Annotated in this window: 14 protein-coding genes; 11 read left to right on the plus strand and 3 right to left on the minus strand. The window is 64.2% G+C overall.

The annotated features are described in order from the left end of the window. Positions 1 to 256: 256 nt before the first annotated feature. Positions 257 to 1966 (minus strand): alkaline phosphatase D family protein, encoded by a 1710-nt coding sequence (locus tag BOH68_RS02650; RefSeq protein ID WP_258038356.1) that lies wholly within the window; start codon positions 1964 to 1966, stop codon positions 257 to 259. 343 nt (positions 1967 to 2309) lie between these two features. On the opposite strand from BOH68_RS02650, the gene BOH68_RS02655 reads away from it, so the two are divergent. The 4 genes from BOH68_RS02655 to BOH68_RS02670 all read left to right on the plus strand — a co-directional run bounded on the left by BOH68_RS02655 (position 2310) and on the right by BOH68_RS02670 (position 7761). Beyond that, complete coding sequence (locus BOH68_RS02655; protein ID WP_077379249.1) at positions 2310 to 2936, plus strand: DUF924 family protein; 627 nt, start codon at positions 2310 to 2312, stop codon at positions 2934 to 2936. 99 nt (positions 2937 to 3035) lie between these two features. Next, the gene (locus tag BOH68_RS02660; RefSeq protein WP_077379251.1) at positions 3036 to 3281 is read left to right on the plus strand and encodes a GlsB/YeaQ/YmgE family stress response membrane protein; all 246 of its coding nucleotides are present in this window, start codon (positions 3036 to 3038) and stop codon (positions 3279 to 3281) included. Between the two features lie 259 nt (positions 3282 to 3540). Next, positions 3541 to 5784: a catalase HPII gene (gene katE / locus BOH68_RS02665; protein ID WP_077379253.1), complete on the plus strand. Its 2244-nt coding sequence runs from the start codon at positions 3541 to 3543 to the stop codon at positions 5782 to 5784. Positions 5785 to 6234: 450 nt separating this feature from the next. Further along, entirely contained in the window at positions 6235 to 7761 is a 1527-nt protein-coding gene (locus BOH68_RS02670; protein WP_077379255.1) for a catalase, read from the plus strand. A gap of 125 nt (positions 7762 to 7886) precedes the next feature. Here BOH68_RS02670 and BOH68_RS02675 read toward each other — a convergent pair whose 3' ends face one another. Continuing rightward, positions 7887 to 10031 (minus strand): S9 family peptidase, encoded by a 2145-nt coding sequence (locus BOH68_RS02675; RefSeq protein WP_077379257.1) that lies wholly within the window; start codon positions 10029 to 10031, stop codon positions 7887 to 7889. Between the two features lie 241 nt (positions 10032 to 10272). Here BOH68_RS02675 and BOH68_RS02680 point away from each other — a divergent pair, with 241 nt between their 5' ends. From BOH68_RS02680 to BOH68_RS02690, 3 genes are all read left to right on the plus strand, one after another. Beyond that, positions 10273 to 10791 (plus strand): hypothetical protein, encoded by a 519-nt coding sequence (locus BOH68_RS02680; RefSeq protein WP_077379259.1) that lies wholly within the window; start codon positions 10273 to 10275, stop codon positions 10789 to 10791. A 266-nt stretch (positions 10792 to 11057) separates the two neighbouring features. Beyond that, the gene (locus BOH68_RS02685) at positions 11058 to 12917 is read left to right on the plus strand and encodes a VWA domain-containing protein (RefSeq protein WP_170877482.1); all 1860 of its coding nucleotides are present in this window, start codon (positions 11058 to 11060) and stop codon (positions 12915 to 12917) included. After that, entirely contained in the window at positions 12910 to 13797 is an 888-nt protein-coding gene (locus tag BOH68_RS02690; protein ID WP_077379264.1) for a class II glutamine amidotransferase, read from the plus strand. The genes BOH68_RS02685 and BOH68_RS02690 overlap by 8 nt, the downstream gene beginning before the upstream one ends. A 120-nt stretch (positions 13798 to 13917) precedes the next feature. Here the strand turns inward: BOH68_RS02690 and cysK are convergent, their stop codons facing one another. Then, positions 13918 to 14883, minus strand: a complete 966-nt coding sequence (gene cysK, locus BOH68_RS02695) for a cysteine synthase A (RefSeq protein ID WP_077379423.1) — start codon at positions 14881 to 14883, stop codon at positions 13918 to 13920. A 470-nt stretch (positions 14884 to 15353) separates the two neighbouring features. On the opposite strand from cysK, the gene BOH68_RS02700 reads away from it, so the two are divergent. The 4 genes from BOH68_RS02700 (at position 15354) to BOH68_RS02715 (ending at position 23922) form a co-directional block, all read left to right on the plus strand. Next, entirely contained in the window at positions 15354 to 17102 is a 1749-nt protein-coding gene (locus BOH68_RS02700) for an AMP-binding protein (RefSeq protein ID WP_077379266.1), read from the plus strand. 221 nt (positions 17103 to 17323) lie between these two features. Further along, the gene (hrpA, locus tag BOH68_RS02705) at positions 17324 to 21490 is read left to right on the plus strand and encodes an ATP-dependent RNA helicase HrpA (protein WP_077379269.1); all 4167 of its coding nucleotides are present in this window, start codon (positions 17324 to 17326) and stop codon (positions 21488 to 21490) included. Positions 21491 to 21779: 289 nt separating this feature from the next. Next, positions 21780 to 23024 (plus strand): beta-ketoacyl-ACP synthase III, encoded by a 1245-nt coding sequence (locus BOH68_RS02710; RefSeq protein ID WP_077379271.1) that lies wholly within the window; start codon positions 21780 to 21782, stop codon positions 23022 to 23024. Positions 23025 to 23166: 142 nt separating this feature from the next. Continuing rightward, complete coding sequence (locus BOH68_RS02715; RefSeq protein WP_240499592.1) at positions 23167 to 23922, plus strand: MlaA family lipoprotein; 756 nt, start codon at positions 23167 to 23169, stop codon at positions 23920 to 23922. The last annotated feature ends 25 nt before the right edge of the window (positions 23923 to 23947 follow it).

The following is a 23947-nucleotide window of genomic DNA, read 5'->3' on the forward strand; positions in this document are numbered from 1 at the left end:
CCATTGACAATTTGTCTGACATTTTTCTGCAATTGTCTGATTCGTGCAGACATAGCCCGCCAGCGGCTGTCGACCTGTCGCCATGACCAGAACGCCCCGCCTCTTGCGTGTCGATCGACAGCAGGAGGCGGGGCGTTGTCGTTGTCAGAAGCTGGTATCGGAAGCCGATAGTCAGCAGCGAGTTTCAGAAGCCGATAGTCAGCAGCGAGTGCCACATGCCGACATCAGAAGCGAGTGCCAGAAACCGACACCGCTGTCAGGCGCTGGCGGCGGCGGGGGTCAGCACCTGCTGGTAGAGCGAGGCGCCGTGGATATCCTTGAGCGTGACGGTCAGTGCTTCGCTCTCGGGATCGAGATCCACCTGACCGAAGAACTGGAACCCTTCGCTGGGCGACATGTTGGCACGGCCTTTCGGCGGTGCCTTCACGAATTCCAGTCTTGGCCCGAAGGTATTGTCCAGCTCGCCAGGGCCGTAGGTACCGGCATGGATCGGCCCGCTGACGAATTCCCAGAACGGCGTGAACTCCTTGAAGACGGCGCGCTCGGGCGAGTAGTGGTGCGCGGCGGTGTAATGGACATCCGCCGTCAGCCACACCAGGTTCTGGATGTCGTGATCGCGCACGAACTTCAGCAGCTCCGCGACTTCCTGTTCGCGTCCCAGCGCCTCACCATCGCCATTGGCACCGTTCTCGAAATTGTCGCCGTCACGCACCAGCAGGCCGATGGGCATGTCGGAGGCGATGATCTTCCAGGTGGCGGTGCTGGCCTTGAGCGACTGCTTGAGCCATGCCAGCTGATCGCGCCCCAGGAAGTCGGTCTCGGGGCCACGCCCGGACTGGCGATTGGCGGAATTGGGGCCGCGGAAGCTGCGCATGTCGAGCATGAACATCTCGAGCCCCGGGCCGAAGCTGAAGTTGCGGTGGATGCGTTCCGGCGCGGCTGGGCCGGTCCGCAGCGGCATGTTCTCGAGGAAGGCACGACGCGCATTGGCGGACAGCACGTCGAGATTCTTCTCGGTGTAACGGTCATCCTCGAGAATCTCGCCCGGATACCAGTTGTTGGTGGTCTCGTGGTCATCCCACTGGGCGAACATCGGCACTTCGGCATTGAAGCGACGCAGGTTCTCGTCCATCAGGTTGTAGGCGTACTGACCACGATACTCGTCCAGGGTCTCGGCGACCTTGGACTTGGCCGGCGTGACGATATTGCGCCACAGGCTGCCGTCGTGCTGAGTGACGCTCTCCTCGAGCGGGCCATCGGCGTAGATGGTGTCGCCGGAATGCAGGAAGAAGTCCGGCTTGACCTGGCGCATCGTCTCGTAGAGGCGCAGGCCACCGAAATCCGGGTTGATCCCCCAGCCCTGGCCGACGGTGTCACCGGACCACACGAAGCGCAGCGCGCGCGGTGTCTGAACGCCGGGCGGCAATACCAGACGCCCGGTGGTCGCCTCACTGATGGCGCGGTGGTCATCCAGTGCCGCATAGCGTACCCGGTAGAAGACTTCGCCGCTGGCGTTGGCGCGGGTGTTGATGCGGGTCAGATCCAGCTTGCTGGTCAGGCCGTCGGCCGGCAAGGCCACGGGGCCGCGCATCTGGAAGGCGCCACGCATCTCGATGTTGTCGGCCAGCTCGATCAGCATGCGGGCCGGCTTGTCGGTCTGACTCCACAGCATGGCGCGGCTGGCGGTCACGTCGCCGCTCATCACGCCAGAGGGCATGCCCGGGCGACGGCCCTCGGCCATCACGATGGCCGGGGCGCCCAGCAGGCCTGAGCTTGCCAGCAGGCCCACGCCGGCACCCTGAAGGCCACGGCTCAGCAGGCGTCGGCGGTCCATTCGCGAAGGTGCGCCGGCGCGTGCGGCATGCGAGTCACCGGGGTTCGCGTTCGCGTCGTCCTGCGAGGTGGGCGAGGCAGGTGTCGTGCGCGAGGAGCGGGAAGGTAGCAGATCAGACAGACGGCGGGACATGAAGGGCTTCCTTGTTACGGTCTGGCATCAGGATGGCAGCGGCGGCAAAGGTGCCGCGGTGGCTGACAGGGCTCACGGGAGAGGCTACTTTCCATGCTCAAGATGACGATCAGGTGTCAGAACCATGATCGCCATGCAGTCCCGTGAACCGGCAGCGCGACGTCCGGCCGTCAGAGCCCCCTTGCGGTGTTGCGGTGTTGCGGTGTTGCGGTGTTGCGGGCTCTCTTTGCCTTGTGGCCGCTCTCTCTCTTTCTCGCTCGCTTTCTCGCTCTCTTTCTCTGTTTACCTCTTCCCTTTGCGACTTGCTGTCACTTCATGCCACTCCCGGATCAGGACACCTTTCATGAGTCCCTCACGCCCCTCCAACCCGACACCTTCATCGTCCACCCCCGCGCCATCGGATGCCGACAGGCTGATCGCGGATAGCCATCCCCAGGCACGGCCGGTGCTCGAACATTGGTTCACTCGACTGACGCCCAAGGACTGGTTTCGCAAGAGCGAGGCCCTCGATGCTCAGCTGCGTGAACGGTTCGCGGAGCTTCTCGAGCAGGCACTGGTCTGTGAACTGTGGGAGTGGCGCACCACTCCCGGTGGTCGGCTGGCGGAAATCCTGGTGCTGGACCAGTTCGCGCGCAATATCCATCGCGATACCCCGCGTGCCTTCAGTGGCGACAGCCTGGCACTCGCGCTCTCCCAGCAGGCCGTGGCGCTGGGGGATCTCGAACGCCTCCCGCTGGCCTGGCAACCCTTCGTCATCATGCCGTGGATGCACAGCGAGTCGTTGCGTGTCCATGAACACGCTGAAGCGCTGTTTGCACGCCCAGGGCTCGAGGACACGCTGCGCTTCGAGCGACGGCATGCGGACATCGTGCGTAGATTCGGCCGTTACCCGCACCGCAACGCGATTCTCGGCCGTGTTTCCACGCCACAGGAGGAGGCATTTCTTCGCCAGCCCGGCTCCTCGTTCTGACAATCGGGAAATCTGACCCTTTTAATTTCGCGAGATCGTCTCCAAGACATGTTCATCGGGCGTACAGCGCCACTTCATCCGCAAGAAAGGAGACAGCAGATGGGTATCATTCTTGGATTGATCATCGGTGGTCTGGCTGGCTGGATCGCAGGCAACATCATGCGTGGCAGCAGCTTCGGCATTCTCGGCAACATTGTCGTCGGTGTGGTCGGTGGCCTGCTGGGCAGCGTCATCTTCAAGCTGCTGGGGCTGGCCTCCACCGGCATCATCGGCTCGCTGGTCGTCTCGATCGTGGGGGCGGTGGTATTGCTGTGGATCGTCTCGAAGGTCAAGTCCAAGGCCTGACGATGCGGCGCCGGCGAACATCGTCAGGCGTTCCACAGCAGTTCAGGTCGCAGGTGCATCAAGTCCCACGTGGGTGTCCTAAGGGATTCATTCGAGACACCCGCCGCATGGAAGTCGCCTGTCATCGGTTGCCCCTGACAGCCAGACGGTCCTCGTGACCGTGACAAGGCAGCCTGACAGGACATCGCAAGGCCGAATCAACTTCGACGCCATCCCGGATGGCGCGTTGCAGATCTAGCGAAAACAGGAGCGTTTGAGCATGGCGAGCAATGAGCACGATTCAGCATCCTCCCCCCAGTCAAATGCCGACAGCGCCAAGTGCCCGTACCACGAGGGCCAGAACCGCTCGGCAGACGCGGAGAACCCCTATACCCATCCCAATCGCAACGGGCCACATGACACCCAGCCCAATGCCGGGGATGGCAAGGCCAAGGACGAGGCGCTGGAGACCTATCGCGCGGATGCCGAGGGGCATGACCTGCGTACCAACCAGGGATTGCGCATCGCGGACAACCACAACTCGCTGAAGGCGGGGGAACGCGGTCCGACCCTGATGGAAGATTTCATCTTCCGCGAGAAGATGAACCACTTCGACAACGAGCGTATTCCGGAGCGTATCGTCCACGCGCGTGGCGCAGCCGCGCACGGGTATTTTCAGGCGTACGACAATGCCGCCAGGTACTCCAAGGCCGGCGTGTTCCGTGATCCGTCCAAGAAGACACCGGTGTTCGTGCGTTTTTCCACCGTACAGGGCTCGCGCGGCTCCAATGACACCGTCCGTGACGTGCGCGGCTTCGCGACCAAGTTCTATACCGATGAAGGCAACTGGGATCTGGTCGGCAACGACATCCCGGTGTTCTTCATCCAGGATGCCATGAAGTTTCCGGACTTCGTGCACGCGGTGAAACCGGAGCCGCACAACGAGATTCCCCAGGGGCAGTCGGCCCACGACACCTTCTGGGATTTCGTGTCGCTGATGCCGGAAACCACCCACACCGTGCTGTGGACCATGTCGGATCGTGCCTTCCCGCGCCATTACCGCAACATGGAAGGCTTCGGCGTGCATACCTTCCGTCTGATCGACCGTGAAGGCGTGTCGCGCTTCGTCAAGTTCCACTGGAAGCCGGTGGCGGGTACCTGCTCGCTGATCTGGGATGAAGCCCAGAAGCTGTGGGGACGTGACCCGGACTTCAATCGCCGCATGATGTGGGACGACATCAAGAACGGTGCGCCGCTGGAGTGGGAACTGGGCATCCAGGTGGTGGAAGAGAAGGATGAACACAGTTTCGATTTCGACATCCTCGACCCGACCAAGCTGATCCCCGAATCGCTGGTGCCGGTGGTGCCGATCGGCAAGATGGTGCTGGATCGCAATCCGGACAACTACTTCGCCGAGACCGAGCAGGTGGCCTTCAATCCGGCCAACATCGTGCCGGGTATCGACTTCTCCAATGACCCGCTGCTGCAGGGGCGTCTGTTCTCCTATCTGGATACCCAGATGCTGCGTCTTGGTGGACCGAACTTCCACGAGATCCCCATCAATCAGCCGGTGTGTCCGTTCCACAACAACCAGCGCGATGCCCAGCATCGTCAGACCATCAACACCGGGCAGGCGTCCTACGAGCCGAACTCCATCGATGGTGGCTGGCCCTCCGAGACGCCGCCTGCGGATGAACATGGCGGCTACGAGCCACATCATGAGCGCATCGAGGCGCACAAGGTGCGTGCGCGCAGTGCCTCCTTCGGGGATCACTACTCCCAGGCCACCCTGTTCTGGAACAGCCAGACCGAGGTGGAGAAGGAGCACATCATCGCGGCCTACACCTTCGAGCTCTCCAAGGTCGAACGCCCGTGGATCCGTGAGCGGGTGATCACCGAGATCCTGCCCAACATCGATCTGGAGCTGGCGCGTCGTGTCGGTGAGAACCACGGTATCGAGGCGCCCACCACCCAGCCGGCGCCGAAAGGGGAGCTGGGCACCAGTCAGGTCGAGAGCGACCCGGCGCTGAGCCTGATGGCGCGCATGCCCGACAGCATCGCGACCCGCAAGGTGGCGATTCTGGCGGCCGATGGCGTGACGATGGAAGATGTGCGCTCCATCCAGAAGCAGCTCAGCGATGAAGGCGCCGAAGGGCTGCTGATCGCGCCGAGCATGGCACCGATCAAGGCCAGTGATGGCAGCATGCTGGCGCCGGACGCGATGCTCAATGGTCTGCCGTCCGTGGCGGTGGATGCCGTCGTCGTGGCCGGTGGCGAGGGCAGCGTCAAGGCGCTGGCCGCATCAGGGCTCGGCCTCTACTACGTGCAGGAGGCTTACAAGCACCTCAAGCCCATCGTGGCGATCAGTGAAGGCAAGGAATTGCTGGCCGCCGCGCGCGTGCCGGTCGAGGAGGGCGTCATCCTGGTGGATGATGTGCTCGCCGCCAGCCTGCCACTGCGTGATGCCCTGTTGGCTCACCGTGTGTGGTCGCGTGATGCGCGTGCCAATCAGATGCCAGCATGAGGCGCTGACGCCCCAAAAGGCATGATGTGAGCCACCAAGCCCCCTGACCTTTGAAGGTCAGGGGGCTTTTTCATGGTCATGATGCGGTCATTTGTGGGCGTGAAGATGGGGTGGCGGTGAAAGGTGTAAACAAGGTTGGTGATGCCGTTGGGTTGAGTGCCGTCCTGCGGTTCACGCCGCTGAGAGTGGCTGATAGGCTCGGTGATAGGGGCTGATTATCGAAGGCATGCTGGTAATTGATTATCGCTAGAAGCACCAGGTGCGTAAGGTAAGCAGGCATCAAGGGGCCACAAGCCAGCACATGCCGGGCAGGCATTGGCCCCGACCCGATTCGACAATGGGCTGCAGGCTTTCACATCAAGCAGCGCATGAAAATGTGACATCAGCAGCATCTGGCCTTGCCAGTCGAGTTTGATAGCGCTTTTTTCTACCTGACAGGAGAACGTCAACATGTCCCAGACTCCACGCTATACCACTGGTAACGGCGCCCCGGTGCCTCACGATGACATCAGCCAGACAGCGGGCCCGAATGGCTCACTGACCTTCGACAACTGGCGTCTTTTCGAGAAGCTGGCGCACTTCAACCGTGAGCGCATTCCGGAGCGTGTCGTCCACGCCCGCGGCGTTGCCGCCTACGGCACCTTCACCCTGACCCGTGACCTGTCTGACCTGACCATTGCCCGCTTCCTGCAGGGCGTCGGCAAGCAGACCCCGATGCTGGCACGTTTCTCCACCGTGGCCGGTGGTCAGGACAGCGGCGACAACACTCGTGACGTGCGCGGCTTCTCCCTGAAGTTCTACACCGAGGAAGGCAACTGGGACATGGTCGGCAACAACACGCCGGTGTTCTTCATCCGCGAGCCATCCAAGTTCCCTGACTTCATCCACACCCAGAAGAAAGACCCGCGCACCAACATGGTCGACTGGCAGAACCGCTGGGAGTTCTGGGCCAACCATCCGCAGGCGCTGCATCAGGTCACCATCCTGATGTCCGACCGCGGTATCCCGAAGTCGTTGACCACCATGAACGGCTACAGCTCGCATACGCTGAGCCTGTGGAACGACAAGGGCGAGCGTGTCTGGGTCAAGTGGCACTTCAAGACCGACCAAGGCCACGAGACACTGACCGATGACGAAGCGGCACAGGTCGCACCGGACTTCCACCAGCACGACATGTTCACCCGCCTCGAGCGTGGCGAGCGTCCGAGCTGGACCGTCAACCTCCAGGTGATGACTGAGCAGCAGGCGCGCGACTACCACATCAACCCCTTCGATCTGACCAAGGTGTGGCCGCACGGTGACTTCCCGCTGATGGAAGTCGGCAAGATGGAACTCAATCGCAACCCGGAGAACTACTTCGCGGAAGTCGAGCAGTCCGTGTTCTCACCGTCCAACTTCGTGCCGGGTATCGGCGCCTCCCCGGACCGCGTGCTGCAGGCACGTCTGTGGGCCTACGCCGATGCACACCGCTATCGCGTCGGTGCCAACGCCGAGCAGCTGCCGGTCAACCGTCCGGTCTGCCCGGTCAACCACTACCAGCGTGATGGCGTGATGGCGGGCATGTGCCCGGTCACCGGTCACGGTGGCGGTCCGCTGGGCGGTCAGGTCGGCCAGGGCGTGCCGGGAGAGACGAAGGAAGGTGGCCAGTACTCGCGCACCAACTTCTACCCCAACGAGCGTGCCGATCACGGCGCCCCGGTGCCGGACGCCACTGTCGCCGAGCCGCCGATGCCGCTGGAGCAGAACGCCTGGATGGGCTATCACGACAACAGCGATGAGGACAACTACAGCCAGGCCGGCAATCTCTACTGCCTGTTCGATGAAGGTCAGAAGTCGCGCATCACGGACGTCATCGCCGGCACCATGGTGGGTGTCAGCCACGTCGTGCAGGACAAGATGATCGCGCACTTCCGCCAGGCGGATGCCGACTACGGCGAGCGTGTCGCGACCAAGCTGGCCAGACTCGATCCGCGCTGAGTCAGTCATGTTGCACCCTTCGTCAGGTCAGTCATGACCCTTTAAACTGACGAAAACCTCAAGGCCCCCGCCGGTTACCCGGCGGGGGCCTTGTCGTAGGCGAGTCGCAGAGCGCCGTGCGAGCGTCAGCCGTTGCTGCGGGCGGTCGTTTCGCTGCCTGCTTTCTCACACACGCCCAGTGCCCACAGCAGGAAGGCATCCTGCCGGGCGTTGTCACGCCAGGCCTTGAAGCGACCCGAGGCACCGCCATGACCGGAACTCATGTCGGTGCGCAGCAGCACCGGATGCGGCGTGCAGTCCATCTGGCGCAGGCGGGCATACAGCTTGGCCGGTTCCCAGTAGGGCACGCGGGTATCGTGCCAGCTGCCCTGCAGGAACAGCGGCGGGTAGGGGGCGGCGCTCAGGTTGTCCAGCGGGGAATAGGCGCGGATGCGACGCCGCGCCTCGCTCTCGTGCGGGTTGCCCCATTCGGTGTATTCCGCGGTGGTCAGCGGCAGCTCCGGATTTTCCATGGTGCGCAGCACGTCCACGAAGGGCACATCGAGCACCGCGGCGCAGAAGGCCTCGGGGCGCTTGTTGAGGCTGGCCCCGACCAGCAGACCACCGGCGCTGGCACCGTAGGCGGCAATGCGCTCCGCGGCCCCGACGCCTTGCTCGACCAGCGCATCCCGCGCGGCGAGGAAGTCATTGAAGCTGTTTTCCTTGTGCTCCAGCTTGCCGGCCAGATACCAGGGCTCGCCACGATCCCCACCGCCGCGCACGTGGGCGACGGCAAAGGCGACGCCACGGCTGAGAAGCTCCAGCCGCGCAATGGAGAACCAGGGGTCCAGTGTTTCGCCGTAGGCACCATAGCCATAGAGCAGTACCGGCAGCGGGGCGTGGGGGATACCCTCGCCATCACACAGGTCACGGCGCATCACCACCGAGACGGGCACCTGCTCGCCATCGTCGGAGGTGGCCCACAGACGACGGCTGATCAACTGCTCTGGCGCGAGATCGCCATGCACGGTCTGGCGCTTGAGCAAGGTGCGCTCACCTGTGTCAAGATCCAGCTCGATCCAGCTCGGCGGCGTGGTGAAGCTTTCCTCACGGATGCGCAGGCGGCGAGCGTCGAAGTGCGGGCAGTCGCCCTGCCCCTGGCTCAGCGGTTGCTCCGGCATCGCCAGGCGTTCGTCGCGGCAGATCGTTTGCGTAGGCGCCGTGCCCTCGAATTCGATCACGCGCAGCCAGGCCTGGGCCTGACGGTGATCGCGTTCATCGACCATCAGGCCCCAGGAAAACGCCTCCACGCCTTCCAGCGTCACGTCGTCGCGAGTGGTGATCAGCGGCTGCCAGTCGCCGGGGGCATGCTCTGCGGCGATATCCAGCTGGAAATGCGGCGCCTCCTTGTTGTGCAGCACATAGAAGTGGCCGGGGCGATGATCGATGCCATATTCGACGCCGGTCTCGCGTGCGCGCACCAGCGTCATCTCGCCCAGTGGTGTCGCGGCCGGCAGCAGCCAGGATTCACTGGTGTCCTTGGACGCGGTTTCCAGTACCAGCCAGTCCCGTGAGCGGGTCTTGCCCATGCCGACCCAGAATTCGCTGTCTTCCTCACGGTAGAGCAGCGTCTCGGCACGGCTCTCGATGTCCAGACACCAGATTTCGAAGGGGCGCTGGGTGCTGTCATAGCGCGTGAACAGCAGGTGCTGACCGTCCTCGGCCCACACCAGGTCCGGCCCGATATCCTCCAGCAGACATTCATCGTCCTGCCCTGCAGGCCGGGCCTCTCCACGCACTGGCGTGCGCGCGTCGCGGTCAACCGCGCTCAGTGTTGCAAGCCGCAGGCTGAACACCTCGTCGCCGCTGGTGTCCAGAGTCCATGCCAGTCGTTGCTCATCGGGCGAAATGGCCATGTCGCCCAGTTCGACGAAATCGTGATGGCGCGACAGGGCCTGCAGGTCCAGCAGACATTCATGGCGCGAGCGATCCGTGGGGTCCGCCTCCAGCGGATGGCGCCACCAGACGGGATACTCCGCGTCAGCGGCGGTCTCGCTCCAGTAGACGTGATGGTCGAGGGCTTCCGGCAGACTGGAAACGGCGAGTTCGCGACGGGCCAGATGTCCGGTGTAGAGGGCGTCAGTCAGTGACTCGAGTGGCGTGAACCAGGTATCGCTCTCGGCATTGGCGGCCTCGAGAAAGGCCTTTACCTCTGGTGTGTCGCGCGCTTCAAGCCAGTGCCAGTGGGGGTCTTCGGCACGATAATGACGCTGGACGGGGCTGTCGGACATGGCTACCTCTTGAATGTCGTGTGCCCGAGTGTGTCGGGCGGGCTTGGAGTGTAACATTGAGCCTGTCCCACAGCGTTCGCAAGCCCTTGCCGCGAGCGGCATGTCGCGTCCCTGGTTGGCGATGAGCCGTGTCTGACGTCATGCGGTGAGCGGCCCCCTGAGTGGGGAGGATGTGATGGCTGGCCTTATATCGAAGACCTGACACAGGTCTTGCCAGGAAGTTCTGACAGGAGTGAAGGGCATGTTGATTTCGGATTCTCTGCCGCAGATGTGGCTGATCTATCTTGGCCTGGCGGCAGTGGTCTTGGTGACCGGTTATCTGGCGGTTCGCGCCTTGCCGCGCTTCATACGCTGGATCGTGGTGGGAGCGGTGGCCGGCATGATCGCGGTGCCGACCGGTTTCCACGTGACGGCCAGCGTGCCGGAAGATTCCTATGGTGGTACGGCGCCAGCCATCGTGGCCTTCGCGGTGAGCCTGATCCAGAAGGATGGCAGCGGCATGGCCTCGGCCTTTGCCATGCTGGTACTGGGCATCGGAGCGGGCGTCGCGGTCGGTCTCGGCATCTGGTGGCTGGGACGTGGCCGTGAGCAGCGACAGCGTGAAATGGCCCGCTCGCGTCAGCGTCGCGCGTCAAGTGCCGACGAAGAAGAGAACGACGACCTGCACGGAGAGGGCCTGCGTGCCGAGCGTCGTGACACGTCCGCCGGTGGCGCCACACGCTCGCGCGCCGCGCGGGATCGTCAGGAACCTTCTCTCTGATCAACGCTGCCCGGGCTTGCCCATGGGTGGAACAAGGATCTGCAATGGCTCGTGATGTGAATGCCTCGTCTCTCGCTCGTCCCGTCGTTTGGCGCGCCCGCCGGCACCTGTCAGATCCCCGCGCGTGGCGCCGGGGGCTGGCCGGTCTGACCATCTCGCTGCTGAGCGCTTTCTCAGGGCTGGGGGCCACCGCGGCATGGGCCGAAGAGTCAACCTCTGCCCCCAAGGTCGCGGCTTCAGCGAGCGGGAGACAGGAAGGCGCAGAGGTGTCGCCCAGCGAGGCGACAGCGCCGGGCAAGACACCGGATCTGCGCCTGGCCATCGATGTCTCGGGCAGCATGAAGCACAACGACCCGGCCAATCTGCGCGCCAGTGCGCTGGATCTGCTGGTGACGCTGTTGCCTGAGCGCTCGCATGCCGGGGTATGGGGCTTCGGTGAGCAGGTGCAGTCACTGCTGGCGCTGGGGGCGGTGGATGCCGGCTGGAAGCGGTCTGCCCGCGGACTCGAGAGCCGTCTCGACGACTATGAGCAGTACACGGATCTGGAGGCGGGCCTGCGCGCCGCTGCTCGGGGGAATGATGCTGGCGTGGGTGGTGATGCACCGCGTCAGATCATCCTGCTCTCCGATGGCATGGTCGATCTGCGTGAGCCGAGCACCCGCAAGGCCGCCGCGGACAGCGCCTCGCGTCAGCGCATCACGGATGAGCTGACGCCGCAGCTTGCCGCCCACGACATCACGGTGCATACGGTGGCGCTGTCGCGCAATGCCGATGTGGATCTGCTTCAGCAGATCGCGGACGGTACCGGCGGCCTGGCGACGGTCGCCGAGAGCCCGGAAGACCTGTTGCGTGCCTTCCTCGCGGCGCTGGATCGCATCGTGCCCGGTGAGCAGGTACCGCTGAACGACAAGCGCTTCGTGATCGATGACAGCGTGCAGGAATTCACCGCCCTGGTCTTCCACGGCCCCGATGATCGCTCGCCGGTGCTGATTTCGCCGCAGGGGCAGCGTTACCGTCTCGCCGACCAGGCGTCACTGCCGGAAGGGGTGCGCTGGGAGCACCAGCCGCGTTATGACCTGATCACCGTGACGGACCCCCAGACCGGCAAGTGGCAGCTCGAGGGTGAGGTGGGGGCCGATAGCCGCATCACGATCGTCTCGGAACTGGCATTGGTCTCACGGCCCCTGCCTGCCACGCTCTATCGGGGTTTCGACTACTCGCTGACCGCATCGCTGGTCGATGGCGCGCGCGCCGTCAATGATGAGGACTTCCTGGCGACGCTGGATGGCAATGCACGTCTGGTGCCGGAGCAGGGCGTGCAGGAGGGAGAAGGCGCGGCGGAGGATGTCACCACCGCGCAGCAGCGAGGCCTTGAGCGTGACGGCGCCGACTTCCATGTCGACATGCCGGCCCCCGACCAGCTCGGTGGCGCCCGCCTGACCCTGACCGTGATGGGCTATCGCGACAATGCCTCCTTCGCGCGCCAGCTCAGTCAGCGTACCAGCGTGGTGGACCCGCTGCTGGTCGAGCCCGTCGGCGCTGACCCGCGTACCGGCAAGTCGCCTGACGCGCTGGAAGTCAGTGCGCGTCATCCGCTGCTCAATACCGCCAACACGCGTCTGGTCGCGACGCTGCATGGGGAGGCCCTGAGCGTGGCGGAGGATGGCGAGCGGCAATGGCGCATCGACCTGCCGCCCCTGGACTCGGACGTCCAGGCGGATGTGCAGATCAGCGCGCGTCTCGCGCTCGACGGAGCTCCGCCGGTGCTGGACCTCGCGCCCTATACCCTCAATGCGGACGCGTCGCGTCGGGCGGCCAATCTGGATCGCACGCCCATCGAAGGAGAGCGCTTCGGTGAGATCGAGGGGCTGGATCAGGCCGAGGAAGACGCGCCGGAAGACCTCAACGCCCTGTTGATGAAGGGCCGTCTGCCCATCGACAAGGTACCGGCGTTGATCGGCCAGTGGTTCGAGGGCGCTTCCGACTTCGCGCGCCAGGAAGCCGGCTCTGCCCGGAGCCGCATGATCGCCTATGCCGTGGCCGGCGCATTCGTCCTGCTGATGCTGATCCTGCTGGTGCGCCGCATGACACGCAAACCGACCCGACGGGAGGAACCCCATGTGTGAGCTGCTTGGCATGAGTGCCAATGTTCCGACCGATATCTGCTTCAGCTTCGCGGGCTTTCTGCAACGCGGGGGTGGCACCGGCCCGCACCGCGATGGCTGGGGTATCGCCTTCTATGAAGAGGGTGGCTATCGCGAATTCCGTGACCCGCACCCTTCAGTGGATTCGCCCATCGCGCGGATGATTCTCGACTATCCCATCAAGTCACAGATGGTGATCAGTCATATCCGCCAGGCCAATGTCGGCCAGGTGACGTTGGCCAATACCCACCCGTTCACGCGGGAGCTGTGGGGGCGCCAGTGGTGCTATGCCCACAATGGGCAGCTGGCGGACTGGCAGACGCTTCCCTTGCCGTACTATCGCCCCGTGGGCAGCACGGACAGCGAGCACGCCGCCTGTTTCCTGCTCGGCGAGATTCGCCGTGCCTTCCCGGAACCGCCCTCTCGCTGTGAGGACCTGTGGCGTCACCTGCATGCCCAGTGCGAGCGTCTGCGTGCGCTGGGGGTCTTCAATCTGCTGCTCTCCGATGGCGTGCATCTCTACGCCTACTGCTCCACCAAGCTTGCGCACATCACGCGCCGAGCGCCCTTCGGGCAGGCGAGCCTCACCGATTTCGAGATGAGCGTCGACTTCCAGCAGCACACCACCGATGCGGATGTGGTGTCGGTGATCGCCACCGACCCGCTGACCGACAACGAGCAATGGCAGCGGCTGCTGCCCGGGCAGCTGGTCGTGTTTCGGGAAGGTGAGCTGGTCGCCAGTCTTGGCGGTGAGTTGCCGCTGAGTCAGGAAGAGCAGGGGCAGGCCGAGAGCGGGGCGGTAGATCGCACCGCCACCGCGCGTCGCAAGCCGGACTGGCTGGCCTCGGACCTGAGTTGCTGATGCCTGAGCGCTAGAAAAGTCGTTCGATCGCCAGACACACGAAGGGCCGCAATCGCGGCCCTTCGTGTGTCTGGCTTCCCGGTCTTCACTGACGTTTGCGGTCAGCGGCAGGCATCAGATTCAGCCTTCGACATCATCGAACATGCCGGCGAACATCGGCGAGGACAGGTAGCGTTCGCCACTGTCCGGCAGGATGACGACGATGGACTTGTCGGCGTAGGCCGGGTCTTCGGCCAGGCGCAGTGCCGCAGTCATCGCCGCACCACAGGAGATGCCGCACATGATGCCTTCTTCCTGCATGATACGGCGTGCCATGGCCATGGCGTCTTCGCTGACCACCGACTCGACGCGGTCGATCAGCGTCAGATCCAGATTGTCGGGGATGAAGTTGGCACCGATCCCCTGGATCTTGTGCGGTGCCGGGGTGATGGGCTCGCCCTTGAGGCGCTGGGCAATGATGGCCGATTCCGCCGGCTCTACCGCCACGGCTTCCAGCGTCTGGCCACGCACCGTCTTGAAGTAGCGTGCGATACCGCTGATGGTACCGCCGGTGCCGACCCCCGCGACCAGCACGTCCATGTCGCCGTCCAGCGCATCCCAGAGCTCAGGGCCGGTGGTTTCCTCATGGATGCGCGGGTTGGCCGGATTGGAGAACTGCTGCGGCAGGAAGTAGCGCTCCGGCTCGGCCTTCTTGAGTTCGCAGGCCTTGTCGATGGCGCCCTGCATGCCCTTGGCGGGGTCGGTCAGCACCAGATTGGCACCCAGTGACTTCAGCACCTTGCGGCGCTCCATGCTCATGGAGGACGGCATGGTCAGGGTGACGGGGTAGCCACGCGCCGCACCGACGAAGGCCAGCGCGATACCGGTATTGCCGGAGGTCGGCTCGACGATCTCCATGCCCGGCTTGAGCTCACCGCGCGCTTCCGCATCCCACACCATGCTGGCACCGATCCGGCATTTGACGGAGAAAGCCGGGTTGCGGGCTTCCACCTTGGCGTACAGGCGCGGGTGGCGGCTGAGGCGGTTGATCTTGACCAGCGGTGTATTGCCGATGGCCTGTGAGTTGTCCTGGTAGATCTTTGCCATGGGGAAATCTCTCTGATCGATGAACAGTGACATGAGTGACGAGAAACAGACGCCGGGCATGCGGCTGCCACTGGCGTTCTGTGTGGATGGGCTTCAGAGTAAGAGGTAGCGCGTCGCGATTCAAAGGCCTTGAGAGCATAACGACATGTCAGCGTCGTCAGGGCCCCATGTGATGCATGCCGTCATGGCCGACAGCAGTCGATTCCCGTAATGTGAACGATAGTTTCAATCGATCGTTTTACAATCTCGAGACGGCTGGTTAAGGTAGCCTGACAGCATGAGAGGGTGGGGTGGAGTGCCATCTCGGCATCCCCCGTCATTTCCTGCGTGTCCGTCCAGCTGCGGACACTACGTCCCGATAACAACAAGTGTTGCGATCACTCGCGAGGGCTGTCGTCAAGCAGCCGCCAGCGGTCTCCACCGCCTCTCGGGGAATGCACCAGACGAACGATGCCATGGAGCCAAGTGCCATGCGTGATGCCAATCCTGCCGCCCCTGCGGCAGCCCATGATCCGCACCAGTCAGGCTCGGCAGAGGCCGCCGATTCCCTGATTCTCAGCGGTGAGCCGTTGTCCGGTCTCGAGGAGTACCCCTCGATTCTGGAGGTCTTCGAGGCCAGCTGCGCCAATTATGCCGAGCGTCCGGCCTTCAGCTGCATGGACAAGACGCTGAGCTACGCCGATGTGGATCGCCTGTCGCGCGACTTCGCCGCCTGGCTTGAGCATGAGACCGGCCTTGAGCCCGGGGATCGCATCGCCATCCAGCTGCCGAACCTGCTGCAGTTCCCGGTGGCCGTGTTCGGGGCGCTACGCGCCGGTCTGGTGGTGGTCAACACCAACCCGCTCTACACCGAGCGTGAGATGCAGCACCAGTTCCATGACTCCGGCGCACGCGCCATCGTGATTCTGGCCAACATGGCGGACAAGCTCGAGAAGGTGCTCAAGCGCACGTCCATCGAGGAGGTCATCATCACCGAGATCGGTGACCTGCATGATTTCCCCAAGCGCCCGTTGATCAACCTGGCCGTACGCTACGTCAAGAAGATGGTGCCGAAGTACCATCTGCCCGACGCCCACTCGCTGCGCAGCGTGCTCAAGCGCGGCGCGGGGCTCTCGCACACGCGTGTCACGCGAGAGGCTGACGACATCGCGGCACTCCAGTACACCGGCGGGACCACCGGGGTCGCCAAGGGCACCATGCTGACCCACCGCAATCTGGTGGCCAACATGCTGCAGGCGCGCGGTGTGATCAGTGATGTGCTCAATGAAGGCCAGGAGGTGCTGATCGCGCCGCTGCCGGTCTATCACATCTATACCTTCACGGTGAATTGCCTCTACAGCATGGAGAGCGGCAACCACAGCGTGCTGATCACCAATCCCCGTGACATCGATGGCTTCATCAAGACGCTGGCCAGGACACCGTTTACCGCCTTCGTCGGCCTCAATACGCTGTTCTCGGCGCTGTGCCAGCGCGATGATTTCAAGGCGCTGGACTTCTCGAGCCTCAAGCTGACCATCTCCGGCGGCATGGCCCTGACGCGCAGCGCGGCTGAACGCTGGGAAGCCGTCACCGGCTGCCCGATCGCCGAGGGCTACGGCATGACCGAGACCTCGCCCATCGTCAGCTTCAACCCCCCGCGTGAGCTGCAGCTGGGGACCATCGGCAAGCCGGTGCCCGGCACCGAACTCAAGGTGGTGGATGCCGAGGGCGTGACGCTGGGGCGTGACGCGCCGGGTGAGCTGTGCGTGCGCGGTCCCCAGGTGATGAAGGGCTATTGGCAGCGTGATGACGCCACGCGTGAGGCGATGGATGACGAGGGCTTCATCCGCACCGGCGATATCGCGGTCATCCAGCCGGATGGCTTCGTGCGCATCGTCGATCGCAAGAAGGACATGATCATCGTCTCCGGCTTCAATGTGTTCCCCAACGAGATCGAGGACGTGGTCAGCGGGCATCCGGATATCGTCGAGGCCGCGGCGGTCGGTGTGCCGGACGAGCAGAGCGGTGAGGCGATCAAGCTGTTCGTCGTGTCCAGCAACCCGGATCTCGACCGCGACAGCCTGCGCAGCTGGTGCAAGGAGCAGCTGACCGGCTACAAGGTGCCGCGTTTCGTCGAATTCCGCGATGAGCTGCCCAAGACCAACGTGGGCAAGGTGCTGCGCCGTGAACTGCGTGACAGCGACGACGAAGGAGGCAATACCCCGGTGCGCGAGACCTGAATCCCGGCGTTGAGACGGGCCGCCGGCATGAGCGGGCGGCCACCAAGGTTGGGCGTGGCTACGCGCGGGGCTACAATGGACGGCCCGTCACTCGTTGGCGGGCCGTTTCGTCATTCAGGTCTCGTGGCTCGCTGCCCTGTGCAGTCGGGCGAGAGGCTGAGTTCCCGAGAGTATCCGGCTGCGCGCGTGGCGTGTGGTCGCTGGTTGAGAAGAGGCAGTCCTTGAGCGACACCGCTACCGCACCGTCCGAACATGCGCGTCTTGAAGCCCTTGCGGCTCGCCTCGAACGCGCCCTGAGCCGTGATCAGCGCGAGCTGGGCAAGCGCCTGGCTGGCCTGCGTCGGCGTCTCAAGGAAGGCAAGCCGGTCGATCGTGCCATCAACGATATCGAGAGCCGCCTCGAGGCGAGCATCGCCCAGCGTGCCGCGCGCGAGACGGCGCTGGCGCGCTGGCAGACACCGGCCGCACTCAACTATCCGCCGGAACTGCCGGTGGTGGAGCGTCGCGAGGACATCCTCGCCGCGCTCGCCGAGCATCAGATCGTCGTGGTAGCCGGTGAGACCGGCTCGGGCAAGACCACCCAGCTGCCCAAGCTGTGTCTGGAGATGGGGCTGGGGCGCAATGGTCTGATCGGCCACACCCAGCCACGCCGTCTGGCGGCGCGCTCGGTGGCGGCGCGTCTGGCCGAGGAACTCGAGACGACCCTCGGCGAGACAGTCGGCTATCAGGTGCGCTTCAACGACACCACCGGCCCCTCGACGCTGATCAAGCTGATGACCGACGGTATCCTGCTGGCGGAAACCCAGCATGATCCGGACCTGAGCCGCTACGAGGCGATCATCATCGATGAGGCCCACGAGCGCAGTCTGAACATCGACTTCCTGCTCGGCTATCTCAAGCGCCTCACCGCGCGTCGTCCGGACCTCAAGATCATCATCACCTCGGCGACCATCGACGTGGAGCGCTTCAGTCAGCACTTCGCGGCCCAGGATGGCACGCCGGCGCCCATCGTCTCGGTCAGCGGGCGCAACTTCCCGGTCGAGACCCAGTACCTGCCGCTGGTGCGCGATGCCGAGGATGAGGAAGACCTCAGCCTGCAGGAAGGTATCCTGCGCGCGGTGGAGGAGCTGTCGCTGATCGAACGCGAGAAGGGCTGGATGCAGGGCCCGCGTGACGTGTTGATCTTCCTGCCCGGCGAGCGCGAGATCCGCGCCACCGCGGATACCCTGCGTCGCGCCCAGCTGCGCGATACCGAGGTATTGCCGCTGTACGCGCGGCTCTCGAACGAAGAGCAGAATCGTGTCTTCCAGCCGCATCGTGGCCGTCGCATCGTGCTGGCCACCAATGTCGCCGAGACCTCGCTGACCGTGCCGGGCATCCGCTACGTGATCGACCCAGGGCTGGTGCGCATCAGTCGTTACAGCTATCGCTCCAAGATCCAGCGACTGCCGGTGGAACCGATCAGTCAGGCCAGCGCCAATCAGCGCAAGGGCCGCTGCGGGCGTATCGCCGAAGGCCTGTGCATCCGTCTCTACAGCGAGGAGGATTTCCTCGCGCGCCCGGAATACACCGAGCCGGAAATCCAGCGCACCAATCTGGCCTCGGTCATTCTGTCGATGCTGTCGCTCAAGCTGGGCGACATCGAGAAGTTCCCCTTCGTCGATGCGCCGGATTCGCGCTTCGTCACCGATGGTTTCCGCCTGCTGCGCGAACTGGGCGCGGTGGATGAGCACAACCGTCTGAGCCGTGATGGTCGCACCCTGGCACGTCTGCCCATCGACCCGCGTCTGGCGCGCATGGTGCTGGAAGGCGCCTCGCGCGGCTGTCTGCGTGAAGTGCTGATCATCGTCAGTGCACTGTCGATCCAGGACCCGCGCGAGCGTCCCGCCGACAAGCGCCAGCAGGCGGATCAGATTCACCACGAGTGGGACGATGACAGCTCCGATTTCGTCAGCTGGCTGAATCTGTGGGAAGGCTTCGAGCTGGCGCGTGACGCCTTGGGTGCCAACCCGCTGCGTCGCTGGTGCAAGGCGCGCTTCCTCAACTATCTGCGTCTGCGCGAGTGGCATGACACCTTCCGTCAGCTCAAGCAGCTGACGCGGGATCTCGGGCTGGAGATGACCAGCAGCCAGCATGCGCGTGACGCCGAGGCACAGGCCGAGGTCACCGCGCGAGTACTGGCGTCTCCGGGCCAGGGCCGTCGTCCGTCGGTGGCCATTGATCATGAAGCCCTGCATCGTGCGCTGTTGACCGGGCTGCTCTCCAATCTCGGCCTCAAGCAGGAAAATCGCGAGTATCTCGGGGCGCGCAACCGACGCTTCTTCGTGCACCCGGGCTCCGGTGTGGCCAAGAAGTCGCCCAAGTGGGTGATGGCGGCCGAGATGGTCGAGACCACCAGGCTCTACGCGCGACAGGTCGCGGCGATCAAGCCCGAGTGGGTCGAGCCGCTGGCCGAGCATCTGGTCAAGCGCAGCTACAGCGAGCCGCACTGGGAGATGAAGCGTGCCCAGGTGGTCGCCAGTGAGCAGGTCACGCTGTTCGGCCTGCCCATCGTCACCGCGCGCAAGGTGCATTACGGCCCGCTGGCGCCACAGGAATCCCGCGAGCTGTTCATCCGCCGGGCGCTGGTCGAGGGTGAATTCCAGACCCGCGCGCCATTCTTCGCCCACAATCGTGGCCTGATGGAGGAAGTCGGGGAGCTTGAGGATCGTGCGCGCCGGCGTGACATTCTCGTCGATGAGGAGACGCTGTTCGCCTTCTATGCCGAGCGGATTCCGGAAGGCATCTACAACGGGCGCGGCTTCGACAAGTGGCGCAAGGATGCCGAGCGCGACAATCCGAATGTCCTGCATCTGGATCTCGATGACCTGATGGCGCGCGATGCCGAGGAAGTCACCGCTGCACGCTATCCCGAGCAGCTGCATCACAATGGCGTCGCCTACCCGCTGAGCTATCACTTCGCGCCCGGCGCGGTGGATGACGGCGTGACCATGACGGTCCCGGCGGCGATGCTCTCCCAGCTGCCGCGCTATCGCATCGAGTGGCTGGTGCCGGGGCTGCTGCGGGACAAGGCCATCGGCCTGATGAAATCGCTGCCCAAGCAGTATCGCAAGCAGGTGGTGCCGATTCCCAACTGGGTCGATGCCGCGCTTGAGGCGTTGACCCCGGACGACGTGCCGCTGACCGACGCGCTGGCCGAGTTCATGCGCGTCAAGACTGGCCTGCGCCTGCCGTCGGATGCCTGGGCGCCGGAGACGCTGGAGCCGCACCTGAACATGAACCTGCGCATCGTCGATCAGGACGGCAAGGTGCTGGGGGAGGGGCGTGATCTTGAAGTGCTCGAGGCGCGTTTCAAGGACTCGGCGGCCGCCGCGGCACGCGCCATGGCCAGTCGCAGCCGCGATGCCGACAGTGAAGTGCTGGAAGACCTGCCGGAGGCGCCGATCGCGACCTCCCACAGCACCACCCAGGCAGGCATTCGGGTCGAGGCCTATCCGGCGCTGGTGGTGAAGCCGTCGGTGCCCGCCGAGGGCGGCATGAGTGCCAAGGAACGCAAGCTGGCACGCAAGACCGGCAGAAACAGTGCACCGTCAAGTCACTCGCCCGCGAATGCTGCCGCCTCAAGCGAGCAGCAGCTGAGCGTGGAGCTGTTCGATCATCCGGCCAAGGCCGTCGCCGCGCATCGTGATGGCATCACGCGTCTGGCGATGGCGCGCCTGCCGGACCAGGTGCGCTATCTGGACCGGGAGTTCAAGGCACTGGAGCGCTGCGCGCTGCTGTTCGCCAAGGTCGGCACGCGTCGCCAGCTGGCGGATGACTTCCTCTACAGCGTCTTCGAGCAGGTGATGGCCGTCGAGCCGCTGCCGCGTTCGCGCGGTGAGTTGCAGGCGCGTCTGGATGACAAGCGGGCCGAGCTGGTGCCCCACGCCGAAGCACTGATCAAGCCGTTGGAGGCTGCGCTCACGCAGCACCTTGAGCTTTCCAAGCGCCTCAAGGGCAAGATCGACTTCTCGATGGCGCTGGTGGTGGCAGACCTCAAGGCCCAGCAGGCCCGCCTGGTGCACCCGGGCTTCATTCAGGAGGCGGGTGCCTGGCTGCATCAGCTGCCACGCTATGTGGAGGCGATGCTGATCCGCCTCGACAAGGCCCCGCGTGAGCGCATGCGTGATCAACGTGACATGGAGGCGGTCAAGAGCTTCGAGACACGCCTTGATGCCCGCCTGAGCAAGGCCCGCGAGCAGGGCCTGCCCGATGCGGAGCTGGAGGAGTTCGGCTGGTGGTTGCAGGAGCTGCGCGTCTCATTGTTCGCCCAGCAGCTCGGTACGCTGGAGACCGTCTCCCCCAAGCGGCTGGAGAAGCGCTGGCAGGAATTGATGGCGCGGCGCTGAGTCGAGCCGCCATCCGCTTGCGTGACTGCTGCGTGGAGGCGTGATGCTCGCGTATGGCTCAAGCTGCATACAGAGAAAGCTGTTTAAGAGACGGCTGTTATCACGGGACGGATGCCAGGTTCAGGCGTCCGCCTGGCGCGAGACAGCGTACACTGAAGACAAGGGGGTGACGCTGTCTCGCTGCCGGCGCGGACCCGGAGGCTCGGCATCCGCCGCATGGGATGTCAGCCGCGACGTCACCCGATCAATCGGTGGTCTCCGACGAGAGGCCACTGTCAGGAGTGGATGCATGCCCAACAACGACAATCAGCACGCTGCCGACCCTCGCGCCACCACGGCGGAGCGCCAGCTGGACGCCACTGGCAATCACCGCGTGCTGATCACCGGCACCGGCCTCTACACGCCGGAACATGCCGTCAGCAACGAGGCGCTGGTCGCCTCCTTCAATGCCTGGGTGGCGGCGGACAACGCCGCCAATGCCGAGGCCATCGCTCGGGGCGAGCGCGAGCCGCGTACCGAGTCCAGCGCTGAATTCATCGTCAAGGCCTCGGGTATCCACAGCCGCTACGTGCTGGATGCCGAGGGCATTCTCGACCCTGAGCGCATGCGCCCGCGGCTGCCCGCGCGCGACAATGATCAACCCTCGGTGCAGTGCGAGATGGGCGTGGCGGCCGCGCGTGAGGCGCTGGCCGCGGCGGGCGTGAAGGCCGAGGACCTGGATCTGGTCATCGTGGCCTGTTCCAACCTCGAGCGCCCCTATCCGGCAGTGGCGGTGGAACTGCAGGCCGCGCTTGAGGCCGGTGGCTATGCCTTCGACATGAACGTGGCGTGCAGCTCCGCCACCTTCGGCATCGAGACCGCCGCCAACGCCATCCGCAGCGGCAGTGCCAGGCGTGTGCTGATGGTCAATCCGGAGATCTGCAGTGCGCATCTCAACTTCCGCGACCGTGACAGCCACTTCATCTTCGGGGATGCTTGCACGGCCGTGGTGCTGGAAGCGGCGGATGTCGCCACGCGCACCGATGGCTTCGAGGTGCTCGGTACGCGACTGGTGACCCGTTTCTCCAACGCGATACGCAACAATTTCGGCTTCCTCAATCGCACTGCGGTGCTTGAGGATGATGTGGCATCTGCCACGACGCTGGAGAGCGCCACGCACCGTGAACAGGCCGATGACAAGCTGTTCATCCAGGAAGGTCGGCGCGTCTTCCGCGAAGTCTGCCCGATGGTGGCCGAGCTGATCACCACGCATCTGGGCGAGCTCGAGGCCGATGGCGGTGATCTTGATCGCATGTGGCTGCACCAGGCCAATCGCCACATGAACGACATGATCGCTCGTCGTGTGCTGGGACGTGACCCGTCGAGCGAGGAAGCGCCGATCATTCTCGACCGCTACGCCAATACCAGCTCGGCGGGGTCGGTGATCGCCTTCCATCTGCATCATGCGGATCTGCCCGCTGGCAGCCTGGGTGTGCTTTGCTCCTTCGGGGCCGGCTACAGTGCGGGAAGCGTGCTGCTGAAACGTTGTGGATGATACGCGCTGATGGCGTGCTTGAGCGGATGGCGCACTGGCTCCTGGCGTGAGCGGAACGTATAAAGAAGACCGGACCTGACAGCCATGGATGTGGCAAGGACCGCTGCAGGATTCCAACAGACTTACAGGTGATGCGATGCACATGATCAAGACTTCCCTGCCGGCACTGCTGGCCATGTCTCTGCTGGCCGGTTGTGCCAGTACAGGTGACAGCGAGCCGAATCCCCAGGACCCGTGGGAGGGCTTCAACCGCAACGTCTACACCTTCAATGACACCCTGGATCGCTATGCGCTCAAGCCGGTGGCTCAGGGCTACGATTACGTGACGCCGGAGCTGGTTCAGGATGGCGTGGGCAACTTCTTCTCCAACCTCGGGGAAGTGCGCACCATGTTCAACTCGGTGCTGCAGTGGAAGTGGGCGAATGCCGGGATTTCCACGGGGCGCCTGCTGCTCAATTCCACCGTCGGTATCGGCGGGCTGTTCGATCCGGCCAGCGAGCTTGGCTGGACGGTCGACGAGGAAGATTTCGGTCAGACACTTGCCGTGTGGGGCGCCGGCCAGGGGCCTTACCTCATGTTGCCGCTGTTCGGTCCGAGCACGCTGCGTGACACTGCCGGCATGCCGGTGGATTACTTCAATGATCCGATCAACTACCTCGAGGAAGACAAGGTGCGCTATGGCCTGAAAGCACTGGATCTCGTCGATACCCGTGCCGGTCTGCTCGAGCAGGAGAAGTTGATTCAGGGAGATCGCTACAGCTTCATCCGCGATGCCTATCTGCAGCGTCGCAACTTCGAGATCAACGATGGCAAGCTCGGGGATGATCCCTTCGCCAGCGACAGTTTCGATGATGCGGATCTCGATGGTGCCTTTGCACCGGAAGATGACAGCCAGTAAGGGCTGCCGAGTGTCCTGGCGGCAC

The sequence above is a fragment of the Cobetia sp. MM1IDA2H-1 genome (genome assembly GCF_002916775.2).
Taxonomy (GTDB): domain Bacteria; phylum Pseudomonadota; class Gammaproteobacteria; order Pseudomonadales; family Halomonadaceae; genus Cobetia; species Cobetia marina.